Annotated in this window: 15 protein-coding genes; 4 read left to right on the top strand and 11 right to left on the bottom strand. The window is 42.9% G+C overall.

Annotated features, from left to right (window positions below; genetic code table 11):
* Positions 1–13: 13 nt before the first annotated feature.
* The 10 genes from OCK74_RS27975 to OCK74_RS13525 all read right to left on the bottom strand — a co-directional run bounded on the left by OCK74_RS27975 (position 14) and on the right by OCK74_RS13525 (position 14,745).
* Positions 14–91, bottom strand: a complete 78-nt coding sequence (locus OCK74_RS27975) for a hypothetical protein (protein ID WP_423803162.1) — start codon at positions 89–91, stop codon at positions 14–16.
* Positions 67–2,265, bottom strand: coding sequence for a polysaccharide deacetylase family protein (locus OCK74_RS13565; protein WP_279297587.1), 2,199 nt, complete (start codon positions 2,263–2,265; stop codon positions 67–69). Before OCK74_RS13565 ends, OCK74_RS27975 begins: the two co-directional genes overlap by 25 nt.
* A gap of 37 nt (positions 2,266–2,302) precedes the next feature.
* Positions 2,303–4,264 carry a sialate O-acetylesterase gene (locus OCK74_RS13560; protein ID WP_279297586.1) on the bottom strand — a complete coding sequence of 654 codons (1,962 nt, stop codon included), beginning with the start codon at positions 4,262–4,264 and terminating at the stop codon, positions 2,303–2,305.
* 13 nt (positions 4,265–4,277) lie between these two features.
* The gene (locus tag OCK74_RS13555) at positions 4,278–5,294 is read right to left on the bottom strand and encodes a glycoside hydrolase family 43 protein (protein ID WP_279297585.1); all 1,017 of its coding nucleotides are present in this window, start codon (positions 5,292–5,294) and stop codon (positions 4,278–4,280) included.
* 57 nt (positions 5,295–5,351) lie between these two features.
* Positions 5,352–6,863, bottom strand: coding sequence for an MFS transporter (locus tag OCK74_RS13550; protein ID WP_279297584.1), 1,512 nt, complete (start codon positions 6,861–6,863; stop codon positions 5,352–5,354).
* 37 nt (positions 6,864–6,900) lie between these two features.
* Positions 6,901–8,082, bottom strand: a complete 1,182-nt coding sequence (locus tag OCK74_RS13545; protein ID WP_279297583.1) for an endo-1,4-beta-xylanase — start codon at positions 8,080–8,082, stop codon at positions 6,901–6,903.
* Positions 8,079–10,655, bottom strand: coding sequence for a glycosyl hydrolase 115 family protein (locus tag OCK74_RS13540; protein WP_279297582.1), 2,577 nt, complete (start codon positions 10,653–10,655; stop codon positions 8,079–8,081). Before OCK74_RS13540 ends, OCK74_RS13545 begins: the two co-directional genes overlap by 4 nt.
* Positions 10,656–10,708: 53 nt before the next feature.
* Positions 10,709–11,458, bottom strand: a complete 750-nt coding sequence (locus tag OCK74_RS13535) for an SDR family NAD(P)-dependent oxidoreductase (RefSeq protein WP_279297581.1) — start codon at positions 11,456–11,458, stop codon at positions 10,709–10,711.
* A 42-nt stretch (positions 11,459–11,500) separates the two neighbouring features.
* On the bottom strand, positions 11,501–13,645 hold the full coding sequence (locus OCK74_RS13530; protein WP_279297580.1) for an alpha-glucuronidase family glycosyl hydrolase: 2,145 nt from the start codon (positions 13,643–13,645) through the stop codon (positions 11,501–11,503).
* A gap of 71 nt (positions 13,646–13,716) precedes the next feature.
* Entirely contained in the window at positions 13,717–14,745 is a 1,029-nt protein-coding gene (locus tag OCK74_RS13525; protein WP_279297579.1) for a LacI family DNA-binding transcriptional regulator, read from the bottom strand.
* Positions 14,746–15,032: 287 nt separating this feature from the next.
* Between OCK74_RS13525 and OCK74_RS13520 the strand changes: the two genes are divergently transcribed.
* The 3 genes from OCK74_RS13520 to uxuA all read left to right on the top strand — a co-directional run bounded on the left by OCK74_RS13520 (position 15,033) and on the right by uxuA (position 21,682).
* Positions 15,033–18,143, top strand: a complete 3,111-nt coding sequence (locus OCK74_RS13520; protein WP_279297578.1) for a SusC/RagA family TonB-linked outer membrane protein — start codon at positions 15,033–15,035, stop codon at positions 18,141–18,143.
* Positions 18,144–18,155: 12 nt separating this feature from the next.
* Positions 18,156–20,114, top strand: coding sequence for a RagB/SusD family nutrient uptake outer membrane protein (locus OCK74_RS13515; protein ID WP_279297577.1), 1,959 nt, complete (start codon positions 18,156–18,158; stop codon positions 20,112–20,114).
* Positions 20,115–20,512: 398 nt separating this feature from the next.
* Positions 20,513–21,682, top strand: a complete 1,170-nt coding sequence (gene uxuA, locus OCK74_RS13510; RefSeq protein WP_341483195.1) for a mannonate dehydratase — start codon at positions 20,513–20,515, stop codon at positions 21,680–21,682.
* A 24-nt stretch (positions 21,683–21,706) separates the two neighbouring features.
* On the opposite strand, the gene OCK74_RS13505 is transcribed toward uxuA, so the two are convergent.
* Positions 21,707–22,741, bottom strand: a complete 1,035-nt coding sequence (locus tag OCK74_RS13505) for a LacI family DNA-binding transcriptional regulator (RefSeq protein ID WP_279297576.1) — start codon at positions 22,739–22,741, stop codon at positions 21,707–21,709.
* Positions 22,742–23,468: 727 nt separating this feature from the next.
* Here OCK74_RS13505 and OCK74_RS13500 point away from each other — a divergent pair.
* Positions 23,469–23,788, top strand: a 320-nt coding sequence (locus OCK74_RS13500; RefSeq protein ID WP_279297575.1) for a transaldolase family protein, incomplete at its 3' end; no start/stop codon positions are given.

Below are 23,788 nucleotides of genomic sequence, written 5' to 3'. Positions count from 1 at the left end.
TACAATTTTAACCTCACTTCCGGTACACTTCGTCATTTCCAGTATATTCAAACCAATCAAAGTAAGCTATCGCATTGCTTTTCTTACCCAATGATGTGGCATACAGTCCAATTGTGCTACCCACTCATATTGATTCAACTTTAACTTCTTGAACCATTCCCGCTCATAGAAGTTTTTTGATTTTGTCTGACTGCTGTTAAAATACCTGCTGGCAAACTCCAGAAATGTTGGCCAGTTAGGTCCGGTAGTGTGACCCCCGGCATGCTGGCGAAATGCAATTTCTCCATCTGTGAGTGCTGTTTCCAATGGTGGAAATTCTGTAGTGCCTAGTCCTTTTTGCCCTAACAGCTGGTAAACTGGACTGGCATGAACACCGCCCAGGAACATACCTTTTGCATCAACCCATTGGCCTTCCACAGTGGGAGAACCTGAACTGATGAACACTGGACGTGGCGCACACAAAGCCACTAGTTCATGTGCATCTACAGGTAAGTCATTAGGTGTTAACGGTCCTGCATACTTGATAAAATTTCCTGCAAACCAGTGATATTCCGCAGAAGAAGCCAAATTCTCCACCTGCTCACCAAAAACACGCCTTAAGATCTTTGTTCCACCGGCACCTGATGAGCCAATGAAACCTATGGCGATCCGTGGTTCATATGCCATTGTTACGATTGCGGCTTTACCATACCTGGAAAGTCCTTCAATGACAATTCTTTTGGCATCTAACGATGGATCTGTTTCAAAATAATCTATAGCCCTGCTGGCTCCCCACGCCCATGCACGTAAAGCACCCCAATCATCGGGTTTGCGCGGTTTGCCTTTATTGACCAGGCCAATAATTCCCTGTGTAAGACCGGCGCCATTATCTGCCTGGTAGCTTGTTGGTACAATGACAGCTGCGCCCCAGCCTTTTTGCAACACCTGTTCCTGCCAGCTTTTAGCTACAGCAGTTCCCGGTGGATTGGGGGGCATCCTGAAACCTGGAGGGAAAACAAATCCAAACTCCATAATTACTGGTATGGGTTGATTGATTTGTTTCGGTGTGGTTAAAGTAAGTTGTATATCTACATTTATTTCAGGATAACTGCTGTTATCAACATGACCCAATAAGTTTTTAGTTACAGCTGCAATACTGCCAATAGTAGTATCTTTTGAGGAAATAACTTTCCAGCTCACTTTCGGCGTATGTGCCGGCACACGTCCATAAAATTCTTTATCAAATAGTTCAACGATCTCCGGGCGACGTTTTTGCCACCACATTTTAGCTGTGGTTACTTTTATTCCATTATTGAGCACTAAAGGATCTGGCAATGAGGTGTATGGTGAAGCTTTCGATTCATCGGTATTAGATGCATTAGGAGCCTGAGGATTCCCCGATGGTCCCGGTCTGGTTGATTGAATGTTCAACTTGCCCAGCATCCTGTTGTAATCTTCTTGTGTGGCCTTTTGAATAGCTGTTTTCAGGCTGTCATTATATTTCCAACTTTTGATATGCTCAGCAACTTCAATCATTGGAGCAATCCATACATCTTTTTCATTTTGCTTTAAAAAGTTCAGGAGTTGCCTGTGTGCGGGCAAGCTTACATTTAGAGAATGTTCACCGCCTACACCATGAAAGAGAAAGACTAACAATGAATTTGTTTCCATAGCCTTTTTTACCCATTCAATCATTTGCGCTCCTGTTTCTCCATTAACAGCATAACAATCAACATTGTACAGATCTATTTGATCAATTCGGTGCATTTGAGAACGTACTGCTCTTGCAGCAAGGAAATCATTTTTTACATATTGTATGAATGAAGAGTCTCCTACTTTCATATCACCGCAGGTATAAGCAAATGTTCTTTTCTTTTTTCCATCCAATGCTTCCAGCAACACATTGTTCATCCTGATCTCATCTACCATGCGTTGTACTGTATAGCGGCTCATATCATAATCTGGTTTTACCCATTCCCTTCCGGGTATATTACCAATACAAGGGTGAAACAAAGTGTGATTAGCCAATTCATATCCTTTAGCTGCTGCTTTTTTCCAGTCCGCTAAACGCTCTCTGCAACCAGGAAAATAGCCCGACAAATAGAATGTTGCTTTTAATCCCAATGAGTCCAAAAGTGGAATAGCATTATCCAGGTGAACATTCAACGCATCATCATAGGTAAGTACAACTGCACACTTTTTACCCTGCCAGGGCTGATTGAATTGTGCATGAGATTTGGAATATGAAATAATAACTACAATGAACAGTGATAGGAATCTATTCATTACATGCATTTTAAAATGAAAAGATCATGAATTATCATTATTTACTGATAGCAGTATACTTGTCTGTAACATCAGTTCTAAAAGGAGAGGCGGGTAATCCTTCCTTATTGTAAAGATTGGGATGATCAGGATTGTCTGCCCAGGCATAACGGACATACTTAGGATCAGGTATGCTTTCATTCCATACGATCACTTTATATCCTTCTATCTTTGCCTTAGCCCAGACAAACTTCCCGTCAGTGCCTGCAATGGCAAATTCACTCAGTTCTTCTCCGTCATTGGAGATCAAACCACTGCCCGCGTTATTGAATGTGATCACAATTTTACCTTCTTCCACTTTTGAGGATTGGTAGAGTGGACCTGAAGCAACAATATCTTTCCCTCCGTAAGCAAGTTTTTGTGCAGATAATGCTAATCGTAAGCCCACATCTTTTTTATTATCCGGGTGGATATCATTCCACTCTCCCAGGTCAATAGCCACTGCCATGGCAGTATTGGGCACAGATAAGGCTTTAAGTTGTGCTTCCCGCATCAAGGCCCAATTGCTTTCAGTAGGCGAGTAAGCTACCTCCATGAAATTGGGCAGTTGAACATACAAAAATGGTAAATCACCCTGATTCCACTTTTGCCGCCAATCTCTAATCAGGGCAGGTAGCAACTTCGCATATTCTTCTGGTTTACCTGCGTTGCTTTCTCCCTGGTACCACAGCATTCCTTTAATGTTATAACCTACCACGGGTGCGACCATGGCATTGAACAAGGCTGTCGGTTGGTTCTGAACGGACAAACCCGTAACCACATTATTTTGTGGAATGAATACATCTCCTACCTTGTACTCCCAATATCCCTTCAGGTCAAGTGTATCCCGGCCCGCTACCAGGCAGTAAGGCTTGTCCGGAACAAAGCCCCCTTTACCTGACTGATTGATCACCCGGATCGTAAATATATTCTTGCCAGGCTTGAGCACACCGGCAGGCAACAGATACCTTCTTTGTGGGTACTGGTAGGTGGTATTGCCTACCAGCTTTCCATTTACGTACAAATAGTCGGCATCTACAATTCTGCCAAGGCAGACTTTGGCTGGTACACCTGTCATTGATGGTGGCACCTCTATCTCTCTTCTATACCATACCACTCCATTGAGGTCTTTGATGCCCTGGTCTTCCCAGTAGCCGGGGATATTGATCCTGCGCCAATCTTTCGGAACATAAGATGCATCAAACCAGGGTTTAGGTCCGGTCAATCCTTTATCTGCCTCTTTTCTTTTACTGCTGGTGTAATTGTATGCTGCAACTGCCCTTGCCATACTATTGGTATAGGCTGTATCCTTGTTCTTTTGGATGGTCTGCACTACTTCAGGGAATTCCTTGAGCCCTTCTTCACTGGTCCATGCTTCAATAGGAGTGCCTCCTACACTGGTATTGATCAGGCCAATAGGTACCTTATATTTTTCATAAATGCTTCTGGCAAAAAAGTAGGCAACTGCAGAAAACTGTCTTACATCTTCAGGATTTGCCCACTTCCAAAAGCCAGTTGGCAAATCCTCTTTGGGGCCTTGCAGGTCCGTAAGGGTAGGAATCCAAAAATGCCTGATTTGAGGATAGTTGGCACTGGCAATATCGGCTGCATACCTTTCCTTATGCAATTCCATTTGGTGCACCATGTTCGACTGACCGGCACAGAGCCATACATCACCAATCAGGATGTCTTTGAGGGTAAGGTGGTTAGACGAAGATATGTCCATTTGGTAAGGGCCACCCGCTTTCATGGGTGGCAAAAGAATGGACCACTTGCCATCAGACCCTGTAGTTGTTCTGAATTGCTTGCCGTTGAAACGAATGGTCACCTTTTCACCCTTAGAGGCCCAGCCCCAAATTTTTACCTTGCTTTCCCTTTGCAACACCATGCTATCCCGGACCAACTGTGGCAGTTTTACCTGCGCTGTTGATATCATTGCATGGAACAATAGGCCAGAGAGCACAACCGTTCTGATACGCATAGAGGATCGTTTTTTACAGGTAAGGAGTGATGGTTTGGATAGTGCCGTCCTCATTATATTTTAGCTCTGTGACTTTCACACTCCTCAGGTGGGTAACTCCTTTGGATAAACTCGAGTCATGGTAAAACAGGAACCACTTGCCCTCAAACTCTGTTATGGAGTGATGGTTGGTCCAGCCAACCACAGGGTTGAGTACCACTCCCTTGTAGGTAAAGGGGCCATAAGGAGAATCTCCAATGGCATAACAGATATTGTGCGTATCACCTGTGGAATAAGAAAAGTAATACTTGCCATTGTACTTGTGCATCCAGGAGGCTTCAAAAAAACGCCGCTCGTTATCGCCTGCAAGCAAAGGATTGCCTGCCTCATCCAGGATCTCAATTTCTCTGACAGGCTCGGCAAACTGCAGCATGTCCGCACTCAGCTTGGCAACCCTTGGGCCCAACGCTACTTCATGTCCATTCGGTTCTGCATAATTTTCATTGTATTCATTACCCCGGTACCACTGCAGCTGTCCGCCCCAAAGGCCTCCAAAATACAGGTAGTATTGACCATCCTCATCCTGGAATACCGCCGGGTCAATGGAGTAGCTGCCCTTTATGGCTTCTGCTTCTGCTTTAAAGGGGCCCGTCGGTGAGTCGCTCACGGCTACCCCAATCTGGAAAAAGTCATCCGCACGTTTGGCCGGAAAATATAAGTAGTACTTCCCATCTTTACTTGCGGCATCCGGTGCCCACATTTGGCGTTGGGCCCAGGGCACATCCCGAACATGTAGGGCGATACCATGGTCGGTGGCTTCACCTGCAGGGTGCTCCATGGAAAGTACATGGTAATCTTCCATGGCAAAATGACTGCCCAGGTCATCAAAGGGAATGCCGGCTTCAATGTCATGGGATGGATAGATATAGATACGGCCCTCAAATACGTGGGCTGAGGGATCGGCAGTATAGATATGGGAAACTAAGGGTCGAGAAATGGCTTTTCTATTGAGTTCATCAAAGTCAATGTGGGCAATGTTTTCTTCTGGCATAATTGAAAAAGTTATTTAATGGATGTGAGGCAATCAACCTTGTAGGTTTCTATTTTATTATTTTCTTCTTTGCTTCAGCTCCCTTTCAAGCTGCAGTTCTGTTTGCTTATCAATGGAGTACCAGAACAGCAATATTGCACCTGCAATAAAGATCAGTCCTGGGATGGTGCTCACCAATAGCTTGATGCCATTGGTGGCACTGGCGGTCTGCACGGCTGTATCTGCCTGGTAACCAAAGATGCTCAATAGCCAGGTGGATAGTGCTCCCCCTACACTGAGCCCTATTTTCAGTCCGAAGATCATGGCAGAAAAGATGATGGCGGTGGCCCTGCGGTTGTTCTTCCACTCACTGTAATCCGCCACATCGGCAATCATAGCCCACAAAAGCGGAATGGTGACCCCGTAAATAAAGCCATGCAGGGTCTGTGTGAGGAACACTGCCATCACTGCCGTATTGCTATAGAAATAAATAACTAAAAGACAAAGGGCTGAAAGGGTCAGGAACACGCCATAGATGTTTCTTTTACCAAAGCGGTCCGCCAAAGGCTTGGACAGAAAAATGCCCAAAATCATGGCAATGGTAGAAAATGCACTGGTAAAGGAGGAGGCTGCATAAGGTGCACTGCCCGGCTTGGAAAACTCTTCAAAGGCTGCTGGATTGAACACTTTACTTAATCCGGCTATGATGCTATTAAAACCCACTCGATCCAAAAATTGGGTCTGGCTTGCTTCTGTGAGGTAATACTTGTAGTAAAAGATGTTCATGCCCCCCTTGATGGACAGGGTAATGAACACCATCACCGTAAGGGCCAGCATGATCAGCCAGGGTTTGTTACGCACTAGGTCTTTTAAATCTTGGCTGACCGGTGTCTTTTGCTCCCGTGGTGGGGTGATCCTTTCGCGGGTGGTCAAAAAAGTAATCAGAAAGCACACCACCCCGGTGAGGGAAAATACCAGCATCACCTGTTCAAAGCCTTTGGCTTTGTCTCCATGGCCTAAGGAAAGCGCAAGAGGCAGCAGCAGCACCTGGATGATGAACTGGGCCACCATCACGGCTACAAAGCGGTAGGAAGAAAGTGAGTTGCGCTCCTTCATATCTCCGGTGAGAACACCACTTAAGGCTGAATAGGGCAGGTTGTTGGCAGAGTATACAATCACCAACAAAAAGTAAGTGATGAAGGCATAAGCCACTTTGCCGCCTTCTGAGAAATTGGGCGTTGAAAAAGCTAACAAAGAAATCACGCCAAATGGAATGGCAGTCCACAACACCCAGGGACGGAACTTGCCCCAACGCGTGTTGGTGCGATCTGCAATGGCTCCCATCACCAAATTGAAGCAGGCACCCACAACACCACCTACCAGCATCACCAGGCTTGCTTTGGCAGGAGGAATTTTATAGATGTCGGTATAAAAGAAGGCCAGGAAGGCCATCAAGGTTTGGAAGATCAGGTTGGCGGCCAGGTCACCTAAGCTATAGCCTACTTTCTCCAGTACGGATAATTTCTGTGAACGCTCTTGCTCTTTCGGAGCGTTAATAGTTTGAGAGATATCTTGTGCACTTGTACTCATTTTAATTTGGATTTACTAGTGTGTTAATCCCGGTGTATTATGCCGGTTTATTTTGGGAGCGTTTTTCTGAAGAATTAGGTTGTTCTGCTATGCTCTTGGTCTTCACTTCAATGACCTTATAAAAAGCTGGCTTGGGTTTGAACTGCCTGTCGAATAGCAAAGGGTAATTAGTCCTCCCTTGAATGGGCCAGTCGTTGAGCCAGGACTGACCATCGTTCACACCCCAGAAGGTTACACGGCTGATTTGATCACTGTATTTGACAAACAGGCGGAAGAGATCTTCATAGCCTTTTGTAAGTTTTGCCTGCATCGAGTCAGGAAGGCCAGCTGCATATGGATTCATCCCTGCATTGTAGGCTGCCTTTTGGTTTACATCTGCGCTGTTGCCATCCCACGGGTTAGGCAAAACACCTAAATCCAGCTCCGTAAACATCACCTCAACACCCAGGGCAGAAAACTCTTGGATGCTTTGTTCAATGTCCCGAAGTGGTACATTGTAAGCCCTCCAGTGTCCTTGAATGCCTACACCATCAATGCGCACGCCGGCTGCCTTGAGCTTTTTGATCAGGGCAATGGCACCGGCTCTTTTTTGGGGTTGTTCAATATTATAATCATTATAGTAAAGTTTGGTATTCGGTGCTGCCTTTTGAGCCAGGCGAAAGGCGTCTATAATGTAGTCTTCACCCAGTTTTTCCAGGAAAATAGATTTACGTAGGCTACCATCTTCCTCCAGGGCTTCATTCACCACATCCCATGAGTAGACTTTCCCATCATACCTGGAGGCAATTGTGGTAATATGATCTGTAAAGAATTTACGCACAGAATCTGCATCTTTCATGCTGCGCATAAATGGGGGCAGTTGGCTGTGCCAGATCAGGGTATGAGCATTGATCGGTAAGTGGTGCTTTTGACCATAGGCTACCAGTTTATCTGCCAGGTCAAAATTGTAGCGGTTCCACTCTGGGTGGATCACTTCTGCTTTCATTATATTTTCTGGAGTAATGGCCCCAAACTGCTGGGGCACGAGCCGGGCCGCATTGGGCTCCTTCTCTTCTATTTGCGATGCATTGAGTGCAGTGCCAATAACAAAATCACTTTTATAAGTTTCCTGTAGTGACGGTATTTGTGTTGAACTTCCCACTTTCTTCATATTAGAGCAGCCTGTAATGAAAAAAGTAGAGAAAGCAACAGCTTGGAAGAATGAGCTAGCTTTTATCATGGGGTAATTGTTTTTTTAGTTTGATAAATGGTTTCCTGAGGTCCGAGATAAGATGTTTTTAATCCACCTAAATCGATAACCAGTTTTTGCAGTACTATTCCTGGATCCACCATATAGTACCTAAGTGTATGTTTCCCGGGCTTCAGAATCTTGTGCTCGGTTTTTTTGATGATGATGTTATTGGCAACCCAGCTGTTCCATATACTTGCATTGTTTTCTTCTTTGTTCAGTGTAATAACCTGTGGCTCTTCGTTATCTATGGATATTGCATACTGTAAACCTTCTCCTGTGAAGTTTAAAGTAGGAGAGAAGTAGGCATTCAGTACCCCTTTACTGCTATCATACACATAAAAGTCATATTCTGTATGTGGTGTTTGAATCTGCAATTGCTGTTTGGTAGCAGTTACAGGAAAAGGAGTAATGCCAGATCCGGTCCTGCCAATATCTGGAATCACTTTCCATTGTATACCACCTGTACTGATAGCCCTTGTATAATGTGCTGCTTCGATGGAAACATAGCCGTCTTTTTCAAAAAAGAGATAGCCTTTGGCTGTAGCGGGTAAAAGGTGTTCTGCAGTTTTTCTTACTGGCTCTGTTTTCACAGTTTCCTGCACGGCAGCAGTAGAGGACACATATTTTACTTCTGGCATTTTGTTGAACGGTGGTTGCTGCCAGTAAGTATAACCAATATGGGTCTGGCTCATCATGTGGTTCCATTTACCTGCAGCGATACTGTGGTAGTGAAGGGTGATGAGCGAATCCTGTTCATAAAGCTTTTTAGCTTTATCTGCATAGCCGTTGGCTAAAGCATTGTTCTTTTCTTCATAAAAGTGATTCAAGGCCACTGCATGGTACATCTGGTGCAGATTAGTGATTGCTTTTACTGGATGCAGCACCAACTGAAAGAAAGCATCCCTGTAGCTGTAGGGTAACATTGCATTGACTTTTTCAGCTCTTTGCAACAACTGGTTCCATTCACCAACCACTCTTTGCCATTCCTCTAAATTGTAGGTACGGGCATCCAGCAGTTCCGGCTTTCTTCGGGCACTGTACTGGGAGTAGAGACGTAACATATCGCCAATCTCTTTTGACTGTTGGGCACCAAATTGCTTTTGCGCCCAGGAGGTATAATAGCTTCTAAGATTGTCGGTATTCCACTTTTCCGGGTTCCAGGCATAATCAAGAAAGAAAGAAATGGGAAACTCCATAGGTTTGATGTCTCCTACATTCACAATCCATATCTGGCGGGCATCATACTCATAGGCTAGGTGCATTTGCTCCCACACCCGGGCAATGTTATTTGTATTGATCCATTTGTAGTTTCTAGGACCGCCTACATAATCAAAATGGTAATAGATACCATAGCCGCCACTACGAGGCTTTTCATTCAGTTTTGGAAGTTTACGGATATTACCCCAATTGTCATCACACAAAAGCAGTGTCACATCATCAGGCACCCGCATGCCTTTATCATAGTAGTCCTGTACTTCCTTGTATAAGGCCCAGAGTTGTGGTGTCTGAGATGCAGGCTTTCCGGTTACTTCTTCAATGATCTGGCGCTGGTCTTTTACAATTCTTTCTAATAATGCAGTAGCCGTTTCCCTGCTCATAGGCTCATCGCCATCACCCCGCATACCTATAGAGACAATTTTTTCATTGGTTGCACGCTGCATCCCGCTACGCCAAAATTCCTTTAGACGCACTTCATTGCTGTCGTAATTCCATTTGCCCTGGCCATATCTTCTCCACTCATCATGTGCACGCATAAGTGGCTCATGGTGAGATGTGCCGATAACAATGCCGTAGGCATCAGCCATCTTGATGTTGAGGGAATCATCATCATAAAAGGCGCTCCCCCACATGGCAGGCCAAAGGTAATTGCCTTTGAGGCGGAGGATGAGTTCAAATACCTTTTCATAAAATTTGTGGTTAAAACCTCCAAATTGCTCTTTGCTCCAATTGGATAAAGCTGGGGCTTCATCATTGATAAAGATACCTCTGTACTTTACTTTAGGTGCATCTGTGAATATTCCATTTTTTATGAAGATCTGTGTCTGTTTCTTTACCGGTACATCTGCCCACCAGTACCAGGGCGACACACCCATTTGGCGGGAAAGTTCAAATACACCATATGCAGTGCCTCTTCTGTCACTCCCGGCAATTACCAATGCTTGTTCAACTCCCTTAAATGGTTTGTTAACGACCTGTATCTGGTATGCTTCCCATTTGTTTTGTAACTTTTCTACATTCAGTTTTTTTTCTTTGATCAATTGCTGAATGAGAGATGAATGATCCAGGGAGCCTATGATGATAACTTGAGTATTGGAAATAGGAAATGAAGTTCGAATAATTGGCTTTTTGCCAGTCACCGCTTCTATATCATTTTGGAGGAGGGCCGCTGCTTTTATTACTAATTCATGATCCTTGCCATCAGTATAAATAGGAGTAGCTACAGTTGCAGTTACAACCGGAAAAGTACCAGACTGTTTGATATTGGTTACAATCTCTTGTGCATAGAGTTGTAATGCAGAAAAAAATATGGCAAGAACCGTGAGATTAAATTTTTGCATCATTGTACTTATTACAAAAGGATTGCATAATGAAGTTTGGAATCTTCAAATGGTCATTAAAACCCGATTGAATTTCCGCCATCAACAGGCAGTACGACACCAGTGATGTATTTAGAAGCGTCAGACGCTAGAAAAACAGCTGAGTCACCTATATCGGAAGGAAGGCCTAATACTCCCATTGGCGTTCTGGAAAGAGCTTTATGCTTTCTTTCAGGATCATTATTTAATGCTTTTGCTGACATTTCAGTTGCTATAAAACCAGGTGCAATGCAATTGACACGGATGCCTTTAGGGGACAATTCAACTGCCATTGCTTTTGTCATGCCTTCTATGGCGGATTTTGAAGCCGTATAGGCAATTACTTTAGGAATACCATACTGAGAAGCCATGGAACTGATGTTGATGATGGAACCGCCATTATTCTGAAGCATGTTTTTCACAACTTCTTTCGAAATCGCAAACACGGCAGTAACATTAGTAAGTAAGACCTTCTGGAACTCTTCATTAGTTACATCTGTGAACTCCTTTTTCATATTGATACCAGCATTGTTTACCAGTACATCAATATGCCCATATCGACTAGAGATATCTTCTACCAATTGAGGAATAGATTCAAGATCGTTCAAGTTGCAGCTGATAGGTTCACATAGTGCTCCCAGTTTCTCCTTTGCAGAATTAAGCTTTTGCATGTCCCTGCCTACAATGATGGTACGGGCACCATGCTCAACAAATTTTTCAGCAATAGCCAATCCAATGCCTGAACCCCCTCCGGTAACTATGGCAACTTTATTTTGTAATGAATTCATTATGTGTTTTTTATAAATGAATGTTTGAACTATCAGATGATTTTATATCCCCGGTGCATTTGGGAACTTTAAGCTTTCATAATATTCCAAAGTATGAGCAGGTTGTTCATACTGAGCGGGGATGGGCATCTTGGAAAAAGTCTGGAAATACAATAAACATGCGTCGCGCCACCATACAGCTTCCTTCTCCTGAATGTTCAACAACATTTTTACATGCTCAAAACGTTCTTTATCAATAGCTTTTTCCATCCCGGCCCATTGCGCCTGCATCGCCCTTACAGCTTTTACGCCTTCATTGTATTTATAGCACATCTCTTCCCAAAGTGTTCTGCCTGATTTCATTTTATATTTCCAGCTGACGTGATGAAACCACAACAAGTATTCTTCGGGGCAGGTTGAAATATCCTCAAACCTTTTCCGGACTTCAGGAGTATATTGGGCCAAAGCATTACTTCCCTTGGATGTTCTGTCAAAACCAATGCCTAATGAGTCAGCTTTGTGAAAGTAAACAGGATTCCAGTCAGCGCGGGGAGCTTTGTCCCACCAGGGAGCAGGACCATAGTGATGGCTATACCCCATGATGTGATGCAACCCTAAAGGCGTCATATAGTTCACCATCGCTTCATGTGAAGAGAGCATTATACTCTTGATGGAATTCAACAGGGTTGTATTATTGCTAAAAGTTTGGCGCACCCATTCATCTGCAATTTTCTCTGAAGTCAACGTATGATCCCACGCCAGCCTTCCCAGCGCATACCAGTTTGCCTGTCCAAATAAGTGACCGGTCCAGTTGCGGTCAGTACCAATGTTAGAAACAGCGGCCATGCCTGTTAATGTATGCCCATCCAGCCTGCCATCTATTACATTGGCTACAGTTGACCCTTTGCCTTTAGCGTAGGTATCTGCATCCAAAACTTCTTTGAACATAGGTGCTTCATAGACCAGGTTTGTCCCTTGACCCAGGTACTCCTGAGTCAACTGGAATTCCATCATCAGCGGTGTCTGTGGCATGGCTCCAAACAGTGGGTGGAAGGGTTCACGCGGCTGGAAATCGATTGGCCCGTTTTTCACTTGAACCATCACGTTGGGCCTGAACTTGCCATCCAGGGGTTTAAATTCAGAATAGGCCTGCTTGAAGCGGTCCTCCGGAGTTTCACCGCTGTAGACAAACGCTCGCCACATAACGATTCCTTTATACGGAGCCAGGGCATCAGCCAGCATATTGGCTCCTTCAGCATGGTTACGGCCATAGTTTTGAGGACCAGGCTGGCCTTCAGAATTTGCTTTTACCAGGAAACCTCCAAAATCAGGAATATATTGATAGATCTCTTTTGCTTTATCCTTCCACCATTGCTGCACTTGGTGATCTAAAGGGTCTGCAGTTTTCAATCCCCCTATTTCAACAGGTGCACTAAAGCGTGCAGTTAAATAAACTTTTATGCCATAAGGACGGAAGATGCTCGCTAACGCGGCTACTTTTTCCAAATACTGAGGTGTCAATACTAAAGCATTGGCATTGACATTGGTCAGGACTGTTCCATTGATTCCAATAGAAGCGTTAGCTCTTGCATAATCTTTATACCTAGGATCAATGTAATCTGGGAGTTTGTGCCAATCCCAAATGGAGAATCCTGCATAACCGCGCTCTACAGTTCTGTCTAGGTTGTCCCAATGGTTAAGTATTCTGTTCCGTACCTTGGGAACAGAAACTATAGATAAATTTTGGATGCCCTGGTGTGTTTGTAGCAGTCTTAAAAAATGGAAAACACCATACAATACACCCGCATCGGTATTGGCTGCTATTGCAATGATATTCTTGCCGTTGCGTTTTAAAGTAGTAATGGAAAAACCTTCATCACCAGTTTTTTGTAACTGTGGCAGTGACAATGATTTGATTTGGTTTGAAGAAGCTGGTGTCCCTATTAAAAGAGTTCCAGTAGTAAATTCTTTTTGAAGGGGAATTTTCTTGCCTAGAAGACCGCTCAGTCCAGTTATGATTTCTTCTTTTGCTGCTTCCAAACCTGGTGTATTGCCGTTGATTTGAATCCCTGTAATGGCAGCTCTATATTGCTCTAGAAGATTTTTATTATCTATTAAATAATAGCGGAGCCAAAGCTGGTAGCCGTCTTCTGCAAAAACAACAAATGAAAGAAAAAGGCAATAAAAAAGTAGAACAGCTTTTTTCATAATGGCAGAAAAAAATAAAGGTTGTTTATGATCAATTTATTATTGTCAGTGATTTTTAAATTCAATATGGATCAGCTTGATTTGATACGCATTGAAGATGCACGGACAATAAGATCTGCTCTTAACGTAATAGCCGTGGTGGCATGAATATTTACTGCACCACTTAAATGACTGATCAGGCTACGGGCAGCTACCTGTCCCATTTCATAACCGGGATAATTGATGGTTGTCAGGTTAGGCTCAGCAACCTTACATACAGGGTCATTATTAAAACCGACGAAAGCAATGTCTTCAGGTATCCGAATCCCCATTTTTTTGAGTGTAATCATGCAAACGGTTGCACAATTATCGTTGGAAACAAACACCCCGTCAGGAAGCGGCTTCATTTTGCTGATAATTTCTGCGGCTCTCACGCCAGCTTCCTGGCTTAAGTTATCTATTATTACCTGGTCTTCGCTATAAGGAAGTCCTGCTTCTTCCAATGCTTGCTTAAATCCTTCCAGCCTATCAATATAAACGTTCCTTTTAGGGATGGCTGTAAGATGTACAAGCCTTCGACATCCTTGTTGTATCAAATGCCGGGTTGCTTCATTGGCCGCTTTGCGGTTGTCAATAAGAATATTCATACAGCCGTCATAATCTGTTACCCGGTCAAAAAATATGATAGGTACCTTTTTCTTAAGAAAAATATCAAAGTGACTAAGGTCTTCCGTATCATATGCCAGGGAAACTAATAGCCCATCTACACGGCTATTAAAAAGTGTATTGGCACTTGAAGCTTCCTTTTTCACCTGTTCTGATGATTGGCTGATAATGATTTGATAGCCAAGATTACCCGCAGTGTTTTCAATACCTGCAATGACAGTGGACATAAAATAACTGTCCAGCCTGGGAACAATGACACCTATTGTATTTGTATTCTTATTCCGAAGGTTCCGGGCAAAGTTGTTAGTACGGTAGCCCATTTCTTCGGCCAATTCAAATATCTTCTTCTTTGTTTTCTTACTGATGGCCGGGTGGTCTTGTAAGGCGCGGCTCACGGTAGCGGGAGAGATCTCCAGCTTGTGCGCAAGGTCATATATGGTTACTTCTTTTTCCATCGATTGACAATCATTTGCCTTTGATTGGTATGCTAATGTAGAATATTTTTTAAAAAAAATTATGCAATCGGTTGCATTTTTAAAAAATCTTACGATCTTAGTACTGCCAAAGCAAAAAAAACTTGCCTCCATTCATCTAAAAACGATTGTTTATGTTTAATAAGGAACTGCTCCTAAAAAAAGTCACTGACTGCTTTTTTATTTCGGTTATTCCTTCCAGATTCTCAATATTCTTTTGTCATTCCTGCATTTAATAACTATAGTCTAAACTTTTAAAACCATCACTTATGAAAGAATCGGTTACAAGCCGTTATCTGCATGGGTCAGTTTTTCTGGGACGCTTGCCTGGGAATTTGATCACGATTGCTTTTTTATTATTATCTATTTCATTTTTGAGCCTGCCCCTTCATGCTCAAAATAATATTACAGTAAGGGGCGTAATTACTTCTAATAAGGGCGAAGCTGTACCTACGGCTTCTGTTTCTGTAAAAGGAACTTCCAAAGGTGTGACTAGTGATGCCAATGGCCAATTTGAAATTGCGGCTCCTGGCAACGCTACTTTGGTGATTTCTTCTGTGGGGTTCAGCTCGCAAGAAGTAAAAATTAATAATCGAACGTCAATTAATGTTATTCTAACTGCCGAAAACAAGGAGTTGGAACAAGTGGTTGTTGTTGGTTATGGTACACAGCGGAAAGAAGCCGTTACTGGTTCGGTTGCTTCAATTGGCGGAGATGTGATGCGTGATGTACCAGCACCTAATATTGCACAAGCCTTGCAAGGACGTTTAGCTGGTGTTGATATGACGCAGACTTCAACTAAACCGGGTGCGTCAATGCAGATTCGTATTCGTGGAACACGGTCACTGACTGCCAGCAATGACCCGTTGGTGGTGCTTGATGGGATTCCATTTCCCGGCTCTATAGCGGATCTCAACCCAAACGACATCAAAAGCATTGAGATTCTTAAAGATGCTTCGGCAACTGCGATTTATGGTTCACGCGGTGCTAACGGTGTAATATTAGTAACAACAAATAAGGGACAAAGAGGTCAAAAACCAAGAATATCTTACAATGCTTATCATGGCGCGCAAACTGTTTTTGCCAAATACCCCATGATGAACGCCCAGGAGTTTATTGCGCTCCGTAAAGCCGCCGGTCAGTACACAAACGGGGTTGATGAAGCCGATAGTATAAATACTGATTGGCAAGACATGTTTTATAGGACCGGTGCAGTAACAAGTCACGACTTAGGTCTTTCCGGTGGTACCCAACAAGGCAACTACAACTTCGGAATGGGTTACTATCAGAATCAAGGTGTAATTCCTACCCAGCAATACAAACGTTATTCATTACGTGGTTCTATAGATCAGCAGGTAGGTAAATTTTTCCGCTTTGGTTTTACTACAAACAACAACTATAATATAAGTGAAGGCAATCAGGTAGGGTTGTATGGTGTGTTGAGTATGTCTCCAATTGCTAATCCTTATAACACGGATGGCACATTGAAAAGAACTGTGAAAATGCCTTTAGATGAACAGTGGGTATCCACAAGAAGTAGGATAGAAGATTTGCAGGACCAATGGTTAAACGAAACTAGAGGATATGCAACATACAATGCTATTTATGGAGAAGTGAAAATACCATGGATTGATGGCTTGAAATATCGTACTAACCTTGGCCTGGATTTCATCCAGAATAATAATGGTAACTATACAGGTAAGGGAATAAACAGCACCACAGCTACAACCCCTTCTACTGCAGGTATCAGCAATTCTCAGACTTATCATTGGACACTTGAAAACCTATTGTCCTATGACCGAACTTTTGCACAAAAACATACTGTGAATGTTGTTGCCCTGTATTCCGCCGAGCAAAACAAATACAACAGGTCTTCTATGTCGGCAAAGGATATTCCCTCCGATGCTTTCCAATTCTACAATCTTGGCCAGGCTACCGGCGAAATTACTGTTGATCCCAACAACCAGGACTACCAGTTGTGGGGCTTAATGTCATGGATGGGACGTGTGATGTACTCATACGACAATCGCTATATGCTTTCGGCTACATTGCGCTCTGATGGCTCTTCCAGGTTGGCAGAGGGACATAAGTGGCATACTTATCCTGCTGTGTCGGCCGGATGGAATATCGGGAATGAATCATTTATGAAGGGGATCAGTGTGATCAATAAATTGAAACTGCGTGCAGGTTTTGGACAAACTTCAAACCAGGCTATTTCCCCTTACGCTACCCTTGGAAGATTGAGCACCAGACCTTACAACTTTGGCCCTAATAATTATGCCGTTGGATATTATGTATCTCAATTACCTAACGATAATTTAGGATGGGAGTACTCTGTTACTGGTAACTATGGTTTGGATTTCGCTGTTCTGAACAATCGCTTGTCCGGTACCGTAGAATACTATGTGACAAATACCAAGGATATTCTTCTGGGAGTTAGCCTGCCATCTACTTCTGGCGTGACTAGCTATACTGCAAATATTGGCGAAACCCAAAATAAAGGTTGGGAATTCAGTCTCAACGGGACTATATTGGACAACCATAATGGCTGGACATGGGACGCCGGTGTCAATCTTTATACCAACCGCAACAAGCTGGTCGCGCTTGCCTCAGGACAGACTCGGGATGAAGGCAATGCGTGGTTTGTTGGTCACAACATTAATGCAATTTATGATTATGAGAAAGTAGGATTGTGGCAAGAGAAAGATCAGTATCGTGATGTCCTGGAACCAGGTGGAAATGTGGGAATGATCAAAGTGAAATATACAGGCGACTATGATGCCAATGGTAAGCCAACAAGGGCGATAGGACCCAGCGACCGTCAAGTTATGGATGTAGATCCTGATTTTCTGGGGGGCTTCAACACCCGCGTAGCTTATAAAGGATTTGATCTCAGTACTGTAGCTGCGTTTAAAAGCGGTGGTATTCTTGTCAGCACCCTTTACGGATCTTCTGGTTACCTCAATATGATGAGCGGACGCAGGGGCAATGTTAAAGTGGACTATTGGACTCCGGAGAACACAGATGCCAAGTATCCAAAGCCTGGTGGCTTAGCAAGCGGTGACAATCCAAAGTATGGAAGTACCTTGGGTTACTTTGATGCATCATACCTGAAGATCCGCACCATCTCACTTGGGTATGACTTCAACCAAAGTCTGATAAAAAATCAGAATGTTAAAATGCGGATGTACTTCACCGTGCAAAACCCATTTGTGCTTATCTCTCCTTACCATAAAGAATCTGGTATGGATCCGGAAACCAACTCGCTTGGTAATGAAAATGCTGCAGTTACAACTGCTTACCAGAGTCGTATCTTGACAATAGGTACTAACTCACCTTCAACTCGCAACTACGTAGTTGGTCTTAATTTGACATTCTAAAATCATTATAATATGAAAAGTAAATATATAAAGACACTTAAAGGATCGGCAATTGTAATGCTGATGGTATTCTTAGCTGGGTGTTCTAAAATTTTGGAAGAACAGCCTCGCAGTATTTATGAGCCTGGTTTTTTTAAAACCGAAAATGGTGTTAATGGAGGTCTAACCTCGTTGTACGCCCACTTAAGGTATATATACGGACAGGCCTACTATTATAACACCTGCGAAACTGGTACTGATGAAGTTACGTACGCCCAGAGTGCAGATGAAAACTTTAAGGTCATGGACATTTCTGGTCAGGGGAATATTACGCCCACTAACAGCCGTGCTGATGTATTGTGGGGAGCTGCGTTCCCTAACATCAACACCGCGAGCGGTATCATTGAAAATGCTACGGCTGTAGGAACTATTTCCAATGCGTTGATTGCCGAAGCCAGATTCTTCCGCGCTTTCGATTATTTCCAGCTGGTGCAGACCTTCGGCGGTGTGCCATTGGATTTAGGGGCTGGTGTATTGAAGTTTAATACCGCGCCCGTAAGAGTTTCTGTGCGTAATACATTACCAGAGGTCTACACTAAAGCTATATTTCCGGATCTGAAGACTGCAGTAAACGATTTGCCGGACAACCCTCGTGTTACCGGTGCTGTAACTAAAACAGTTGCCCGTCTTTATTTGGCAAAAGCTTACCTGACTTATGCCTGGTGGCTGCAAAATCCAAATAATATTCCTACTTATCCGGAAACTGCCCGTATTGATCCTGACGGACATGATGCTCAGTGGTATTTTCAGCAGGCATACGATGTGGCAACAACAGCCATTAGTAATCCAGGTCCTTTCACCTTACAGCCAACATTCTATGACGTTAATGTGGGGACAAACGACCGTAACAAAGAATTGCTTTTGTTTGCCGACCACACGGAGACAAGTGAGCTTTATAACGCATCCAGCCTTACATATAGCAATGGCGGAGCTCCGGAAAATTTTGCCGGCTGGATGATGCAGTGGAACTATACAAATATTAGAAGTAGTACTTCCAATACATCATGGGCGGGTGTAAGTTCTGTACAACGTGAAGCTGAACAACATCTGGGACGTCCATGGACCCGTATGTGTCCCACTATAGCAGTTATTAAAAGCACCTTCGCCGACAAAACCAATGATTCCCGCTACGATGGTACTTTTGTGACGGTTTACCGTGGCAACTGGCCTAAAGGCGGTGTTTCTAATACTATATTGTATAATGCAAACAATATGCAGGTTAAACCAGGTGAGGCAATACTCACTTTCCTGAACGAGGAACCGGCTACACCTATTGATTATTCAAATTCAGCTTATAAAAGCAATATAGGTGCAGGTGTCCTAGGCGGAAGAGCCGATTTTGTGGTATCGCCGAACGGCATCAGCAGAATCGTATATCCAGGGCTTTGGAAGCTTGGCACTTACCGTACCGATAATGGAACCGGATTGGGACAGCCTAATGCAGCCAGTACACGTCCTTACAATATTGCCAAATTCTCGGAGCTTTACTTCATCGCAGCCGAAGCGGCTGCGAAAGGTGCAACTACGCAAGCTGGTAAAAGTGCCAGAGAATTGATCAATGTGATTCGTGCACGTGCTGGAAAATGGCGTTGGGACAATAATGGAAATATCGCCAAAGTTGAAGACCATAGTGCAGATATGACTGCTGCTACACCCATATCAATAGATATAGATTATATTTTGGCAGAACGTTCGCGAGAATATTACGGCGAAGGTTATCGCTGGTACGATTTGGTACGTACGCAAAAATGGATTGCACTCGCTTCTACTTATCAAATTAGCGGAAGCAACTACGGAGACCATACGCCGCAAACAATAACACGCAACATTCAATCATATCTCTATCTACGTCCCATTCCGCAAGGGCAAATGGATGCTTTGCAATTGAATGAAACGGATAAGAAAGCATATCAGAATCCCGGATATAATTAGATCAATTCCACAATGTGAAATAAATCGTGTAACAGAAAGTTGTTCTTTCCCCAAATTCCTGGGTATTAGATACTAACTTTTTTTCAAGGTCATGTTTGGGAAGGATGATTATTCATCCTTCCTTTTTATTATTTTTCATTAGTATTGACCAAGATATAACCTTTATGAGGAACTTAAATGATGATAAGGGTTAATTGCCATTGCTTTATGCACATTTGAGCACTCAATCTTTAAATCCTAAGGCCCAACAGAAAATGACAAGTGCGCTTTTATTGTTTAGTAATTTATTAGCGGGTAATAAAAAGTTAATCAGGTAGTGAGAAAAACTAAAAAACGTAAAAAGCCTCAGCTTATGAGCATTCAATAGATACCTTTATCTTAATATAAACAACAAGACTATGTTAATGGAACAAACCATGCGCTGGTATGGCCCCAATGACCCGGTAAGCCTGTGGGATATCAGACAAGCAGGATGTACCGGTGTGGTTACTGCATTGCACCACATACCTGTGGGCGATGTATGGACAATAGAAGAGATCAATAAAAGAAAAGCTTTGGTGGAAGAAGCTGGGATGACATGGACGGTGATTGAAAGTTTGCCTGTTCATGAGGATATTAAAAAGCAAACCGGTGACTATCAGCGATATATTGAAAACTACAAGCAAAGTCTGAGGAATGTGGCTGCTTGTGGACTTCAAGTGGTTACCTATAACTTCATGCCAATACTGGACTGGATGCGTACGGATATTTCTTACGAAATGCCGGACAAGAGCAAGGCTTTGTATTTCGAGAAGGCTGCTTTCATTGCTTTTGACCTGTTCTTGCTGAAGAGGCCGGGGGCAGAACAAGATTATACCGCTGAAGAAATAGCAAAGGCGAAGGCTAGGCTGGAAGCCATGAGCTTGGAGGAGAAAGAAACGTTGTACCGTAATACATTGCTTGGGCTGCCGGGTAGCGAAGAAAGATTTACGGAAGAGCAGATCCTGACGGCTTTAAAGACCTATGAGGGTATCGATGCAGCAAAGTTGAAACAACACCTGTTTCACTTTTTGCGTGAGGTGGTTCCGGTGGCAGCAGAAGTAGGATTAAAGATGGCCATTCATCCGGACGATCCTCCATATCCCATACTTGGTCTGCCAAGAATTGTGAGTACGGAACAAGATGCCAAAGAATTGCTGGATGCGGCGCCTTCACCAGCCAACGGACTTTGTTATTGTACGGGATCATATGGCGTGAGGCCTGACAATGACCTGCCAGGGATGGTGAGAAGACTGGGCGATTCCATTCATTTCATTCACCTGCGCAGTACGAAGAGAGATAGTGAAGGTAATTTTTTCGAAGCAGACCATCTGGCAGGAGATGTAGATATGTACGAAGTGGTGAAAGAGGTCGTTTTGGTAATGCGTAGGAGAGGGTTTTCTATTCCCATGCGTCCTGATCATGGGCACCAAATGCTGGATGACCTGAAGAAGACCACTTACCCGGGATATTCAGCTATTGGAAGGTTGAGGGGATTGGCAGAGCTAAGAGGGTTGGAGTTGGGAATTTCTAGGAGTCTGAAAGATTGACTATCTCAAAATTTGTTATGTTACTTATTTCCTTTTTAGAGATGAGGCACGGATAATGAGCTCCGATCGAATAATAATGGTGTTGGTGGTATGGATGGGAGCAACACCATTTAAGTGTAAGTGATTAATAAGATTATTTGCAGCCACAACCCCCATTTCGTAGCCCGGATAATCAATGGTCGTTAAGTTGGGTTCAACAATTGTACTGATAGGGTCGTTGTTGAACCCAACAAATGCAATATCATCTGGTATGCGGATGCCTGCTTTTTTCAAGGCGATCATACAACCGATAGCGCAATCGTCATTTGATACAAAAACAGCATCAGGCATGGTGTTCATTGCTTGAATAATAGCTGCCGTTTCAATGCCTGCCCTATGGCTCAGATCATTAATGATAACATAATCTTCTTTAAACTTAATGTTATGATCAGCTAAAGCTTGTTTATATCCTGCTAACCTTTCAACATAAACAGTTTGTCTGGGAATTGCAGTTACATGTAAGATCCGCCTGCAACCCTGGTCAATTAAATGTTGCGTGGCCTCATATGCTTTTTTCCTATTATCAATTATAATATTAGTCGCATGTTCATGTTCAACTACTCTGTCAAAAAAAATAAGAGGAAGACGCATTTTAAAAAATACATCAAAGTGAGAAGTATCAATAGTATCGTATGCCAAAGAAACTAGAAGCCCATCAACACGGCTATTGTATAAAGTTTTGACATTTTTAATCTCTTTTTCTACAGACTCGGATGATTGGCTGATGATAAGATTATATCCACTTTGATTAGCTACTTTTTCCATGCCTGAAATGACACTGGACATAAAGAAGCTATTGATACGTGGGATAATTACGCCAATTGTATTGGTACGATTATTTCGAAGGTTGCGCGCGAACAGGTTCGTACGGTAACCCATTTGTTCAGCAAGGTCAAAAATTTTTTGTTTGGTCTTTTTACTAACAACTGGATCATCATTTAATGCCCTGCTTACCGTGGCACTTGAAATGTTGAGCTTACGAGCTATGTCATAAATAGTTACCTCTTTTTCTGTACTCATATTATACTGCTCCCACAACTTTACAAATTAAGTATAAACTGTTTACTGGTAGGGTATACAAATTATAGATGGAATATAATTAAAAAATATGTAATCGGTTGTATATACTTAAGAAAACAATTAATTAGGGTTAACTCAAGGTGACTTTGCCCGACATCCTGGTACTATCTGTAATGCTCACTTGATTTTCATAAATTGAATTCATTACTTGAGATCTCTGCCTCACAGGTTAAATTCCAATAAAAATCGTAATCTGGAATTACTGTCGAATTATAAAATTTTCTACATATTTTTTATAATTGTAAAAAATACATTTAAATTAGCGTTCGTAATGATAGTACATATAAAGGATAAACTTTACTTTATTGAGAATCAAATGCTTGTGATTAATTTTTATAGATGAGCCGTGTGCCTTTATACCGAAAGGTTCTAAAATCAACTAATTGCTGGGATTGAATGTTACTGAAAAATTATAAGATTGTTTTGCCGGAAACTGCATCAATAATGTTGCAACAAGGGTGCTTCATGCTTAACAAAGTGAATTGTTTAACTACATCAAGCATGCCGGGAATTTCCAATCTTATTAATAAATACACCCTATTTCCTTTGAATTTTATTTCTTTGCGGTTCTAAAATACAGCCGCTTAATTAATATACTTTATAAGTAGACGAAAATAGTTTCTTGATAAATAATATATAAAATCGATAACTAAAAACAACCAATTACATGAAGTTTTTCATTGACACGGCGAATCTCTCCCAGATAGAAGAAGCCAATGCCTTAGGCATCTTAGATGGCGTAACCACCAATCCTTCGCTGATGGCCAAAGAAGGCATCAAAGGGGAGCAGGCCATCTTACAGCATTATATAACCATCTGTGAACTGGTGGATGGCGACATCTCTGCAGAAGTGCTTGCCACAGACTTCCAGGGCATTATCGAAGAAGGCAAGGTCCTGGCGGCCCTTCACCCTAATATCGTAGTCAAAGTGCCCATGATCAAAGACGGCATCAAAGCCATCAAATACTTCAGCGACAACGGCATCAA

This window comes from Paraflavisolibacter caeni (genome assembly GCF_025628885.1).
GTDB classification, from domain to species: Bacteria; Bacteroidota; Bacteroidia; order Chitinophagales; family Chitinophagaceae; genus Flavisolibacter; species Flavisolibacter caeni.
Note: the sequence above shows the minus strand (reverse complement) of the source record. Positions and strands in the feature narration are given on the sequence as shown.

Coding starts and splice junctions, on each gene's coding strand:
- OCK74_RS13530 (WP_279297580.1), bottom strand. CDS start 13,645: ATGAAAAAAGCTGTTCTACTTTTTTATTGCCTTTTTCTTTCATTTGTT.
- OCK74_RS13515 (WP_279297577.1), top strand. CDS start 18,156: ATGAAAAGTAAATATATAAAGACACTTAAAGGATCGGCAATTGTAATG.
- OCK74_RS13520 (WP_279297578.1), top strand. CDS start 15,033: ATGAAAGAATCGGTTACAAGCCGTTATCTGCATGGGTCAGTTTTTCTG.
- OCK74_RS13565 (WP_279297587.1), bottom strand. CDS start 2,265: ATGAATAGATTCCTATCACTGTTCATTGTAGTTATTATTTCATATTCC.
- uxuA (WP_341483195.1), top strand. CDS start 20,513: ATGTTAATGGAACAAACCATGCGCTGGTATGGCCCCAATGACCCGGTA.
- OCK74_RS13535 (WP_279297581.1), bottom strand. CDS start 11,458: ATGAATTCATTACAAAATAAAGTTGCCATAGTTACCGGAGGGGGTTCA.
- OCK74_RS13545 (WP_279297583.1), bottom strand. CDS start 8,082: ATGATAAAAGCTAGCTCATTCTTCCAAGCTGTTGCTTTCTCTACTTTT.
- OCK74_RS13540 (WP_279297582.1), bottom strand. CDS start 10,655: ATGATGCAAAAATTTAATCTCACGGTTCTTGCCATATTTTTTTCTGCA.
- OCK74_RS13505 (WP_279297576.1), bottom strand. CDS start 22,741: ATGAGTACAGAAAAAGAGGTAACTATTTATGACATAGCTCGTAAGCTC.
- OCK74_RS13550 (WP_279297584.1), bottom strand. CDS start 6,863: ATGAGTACAAGTGCACAAGATATCTCTCAAACTATTAACGCTCCGAAA.
- OCK74_RS13525 (WP_279297579.1), bottom strand. CDS start 14,745: ATGGAAAAAGAAGTAACCATATATGACCTTGCGCACAAGCTGGAGATC.
- OCK74_RS13555 (WP_279297585.1), bottom strand. CDS start 5,294: ATGCCAGAAGAAAACATTGCCCACATTGACTTTGATGAACTCAATAGA.
- OCK74_RS13560 (WP_279297586.1), bottom strand. CDS start 4,264: ATGCGTATCAGAACGGTTGTGCTCTCTGGCCTATTGTTCCATGCAATG.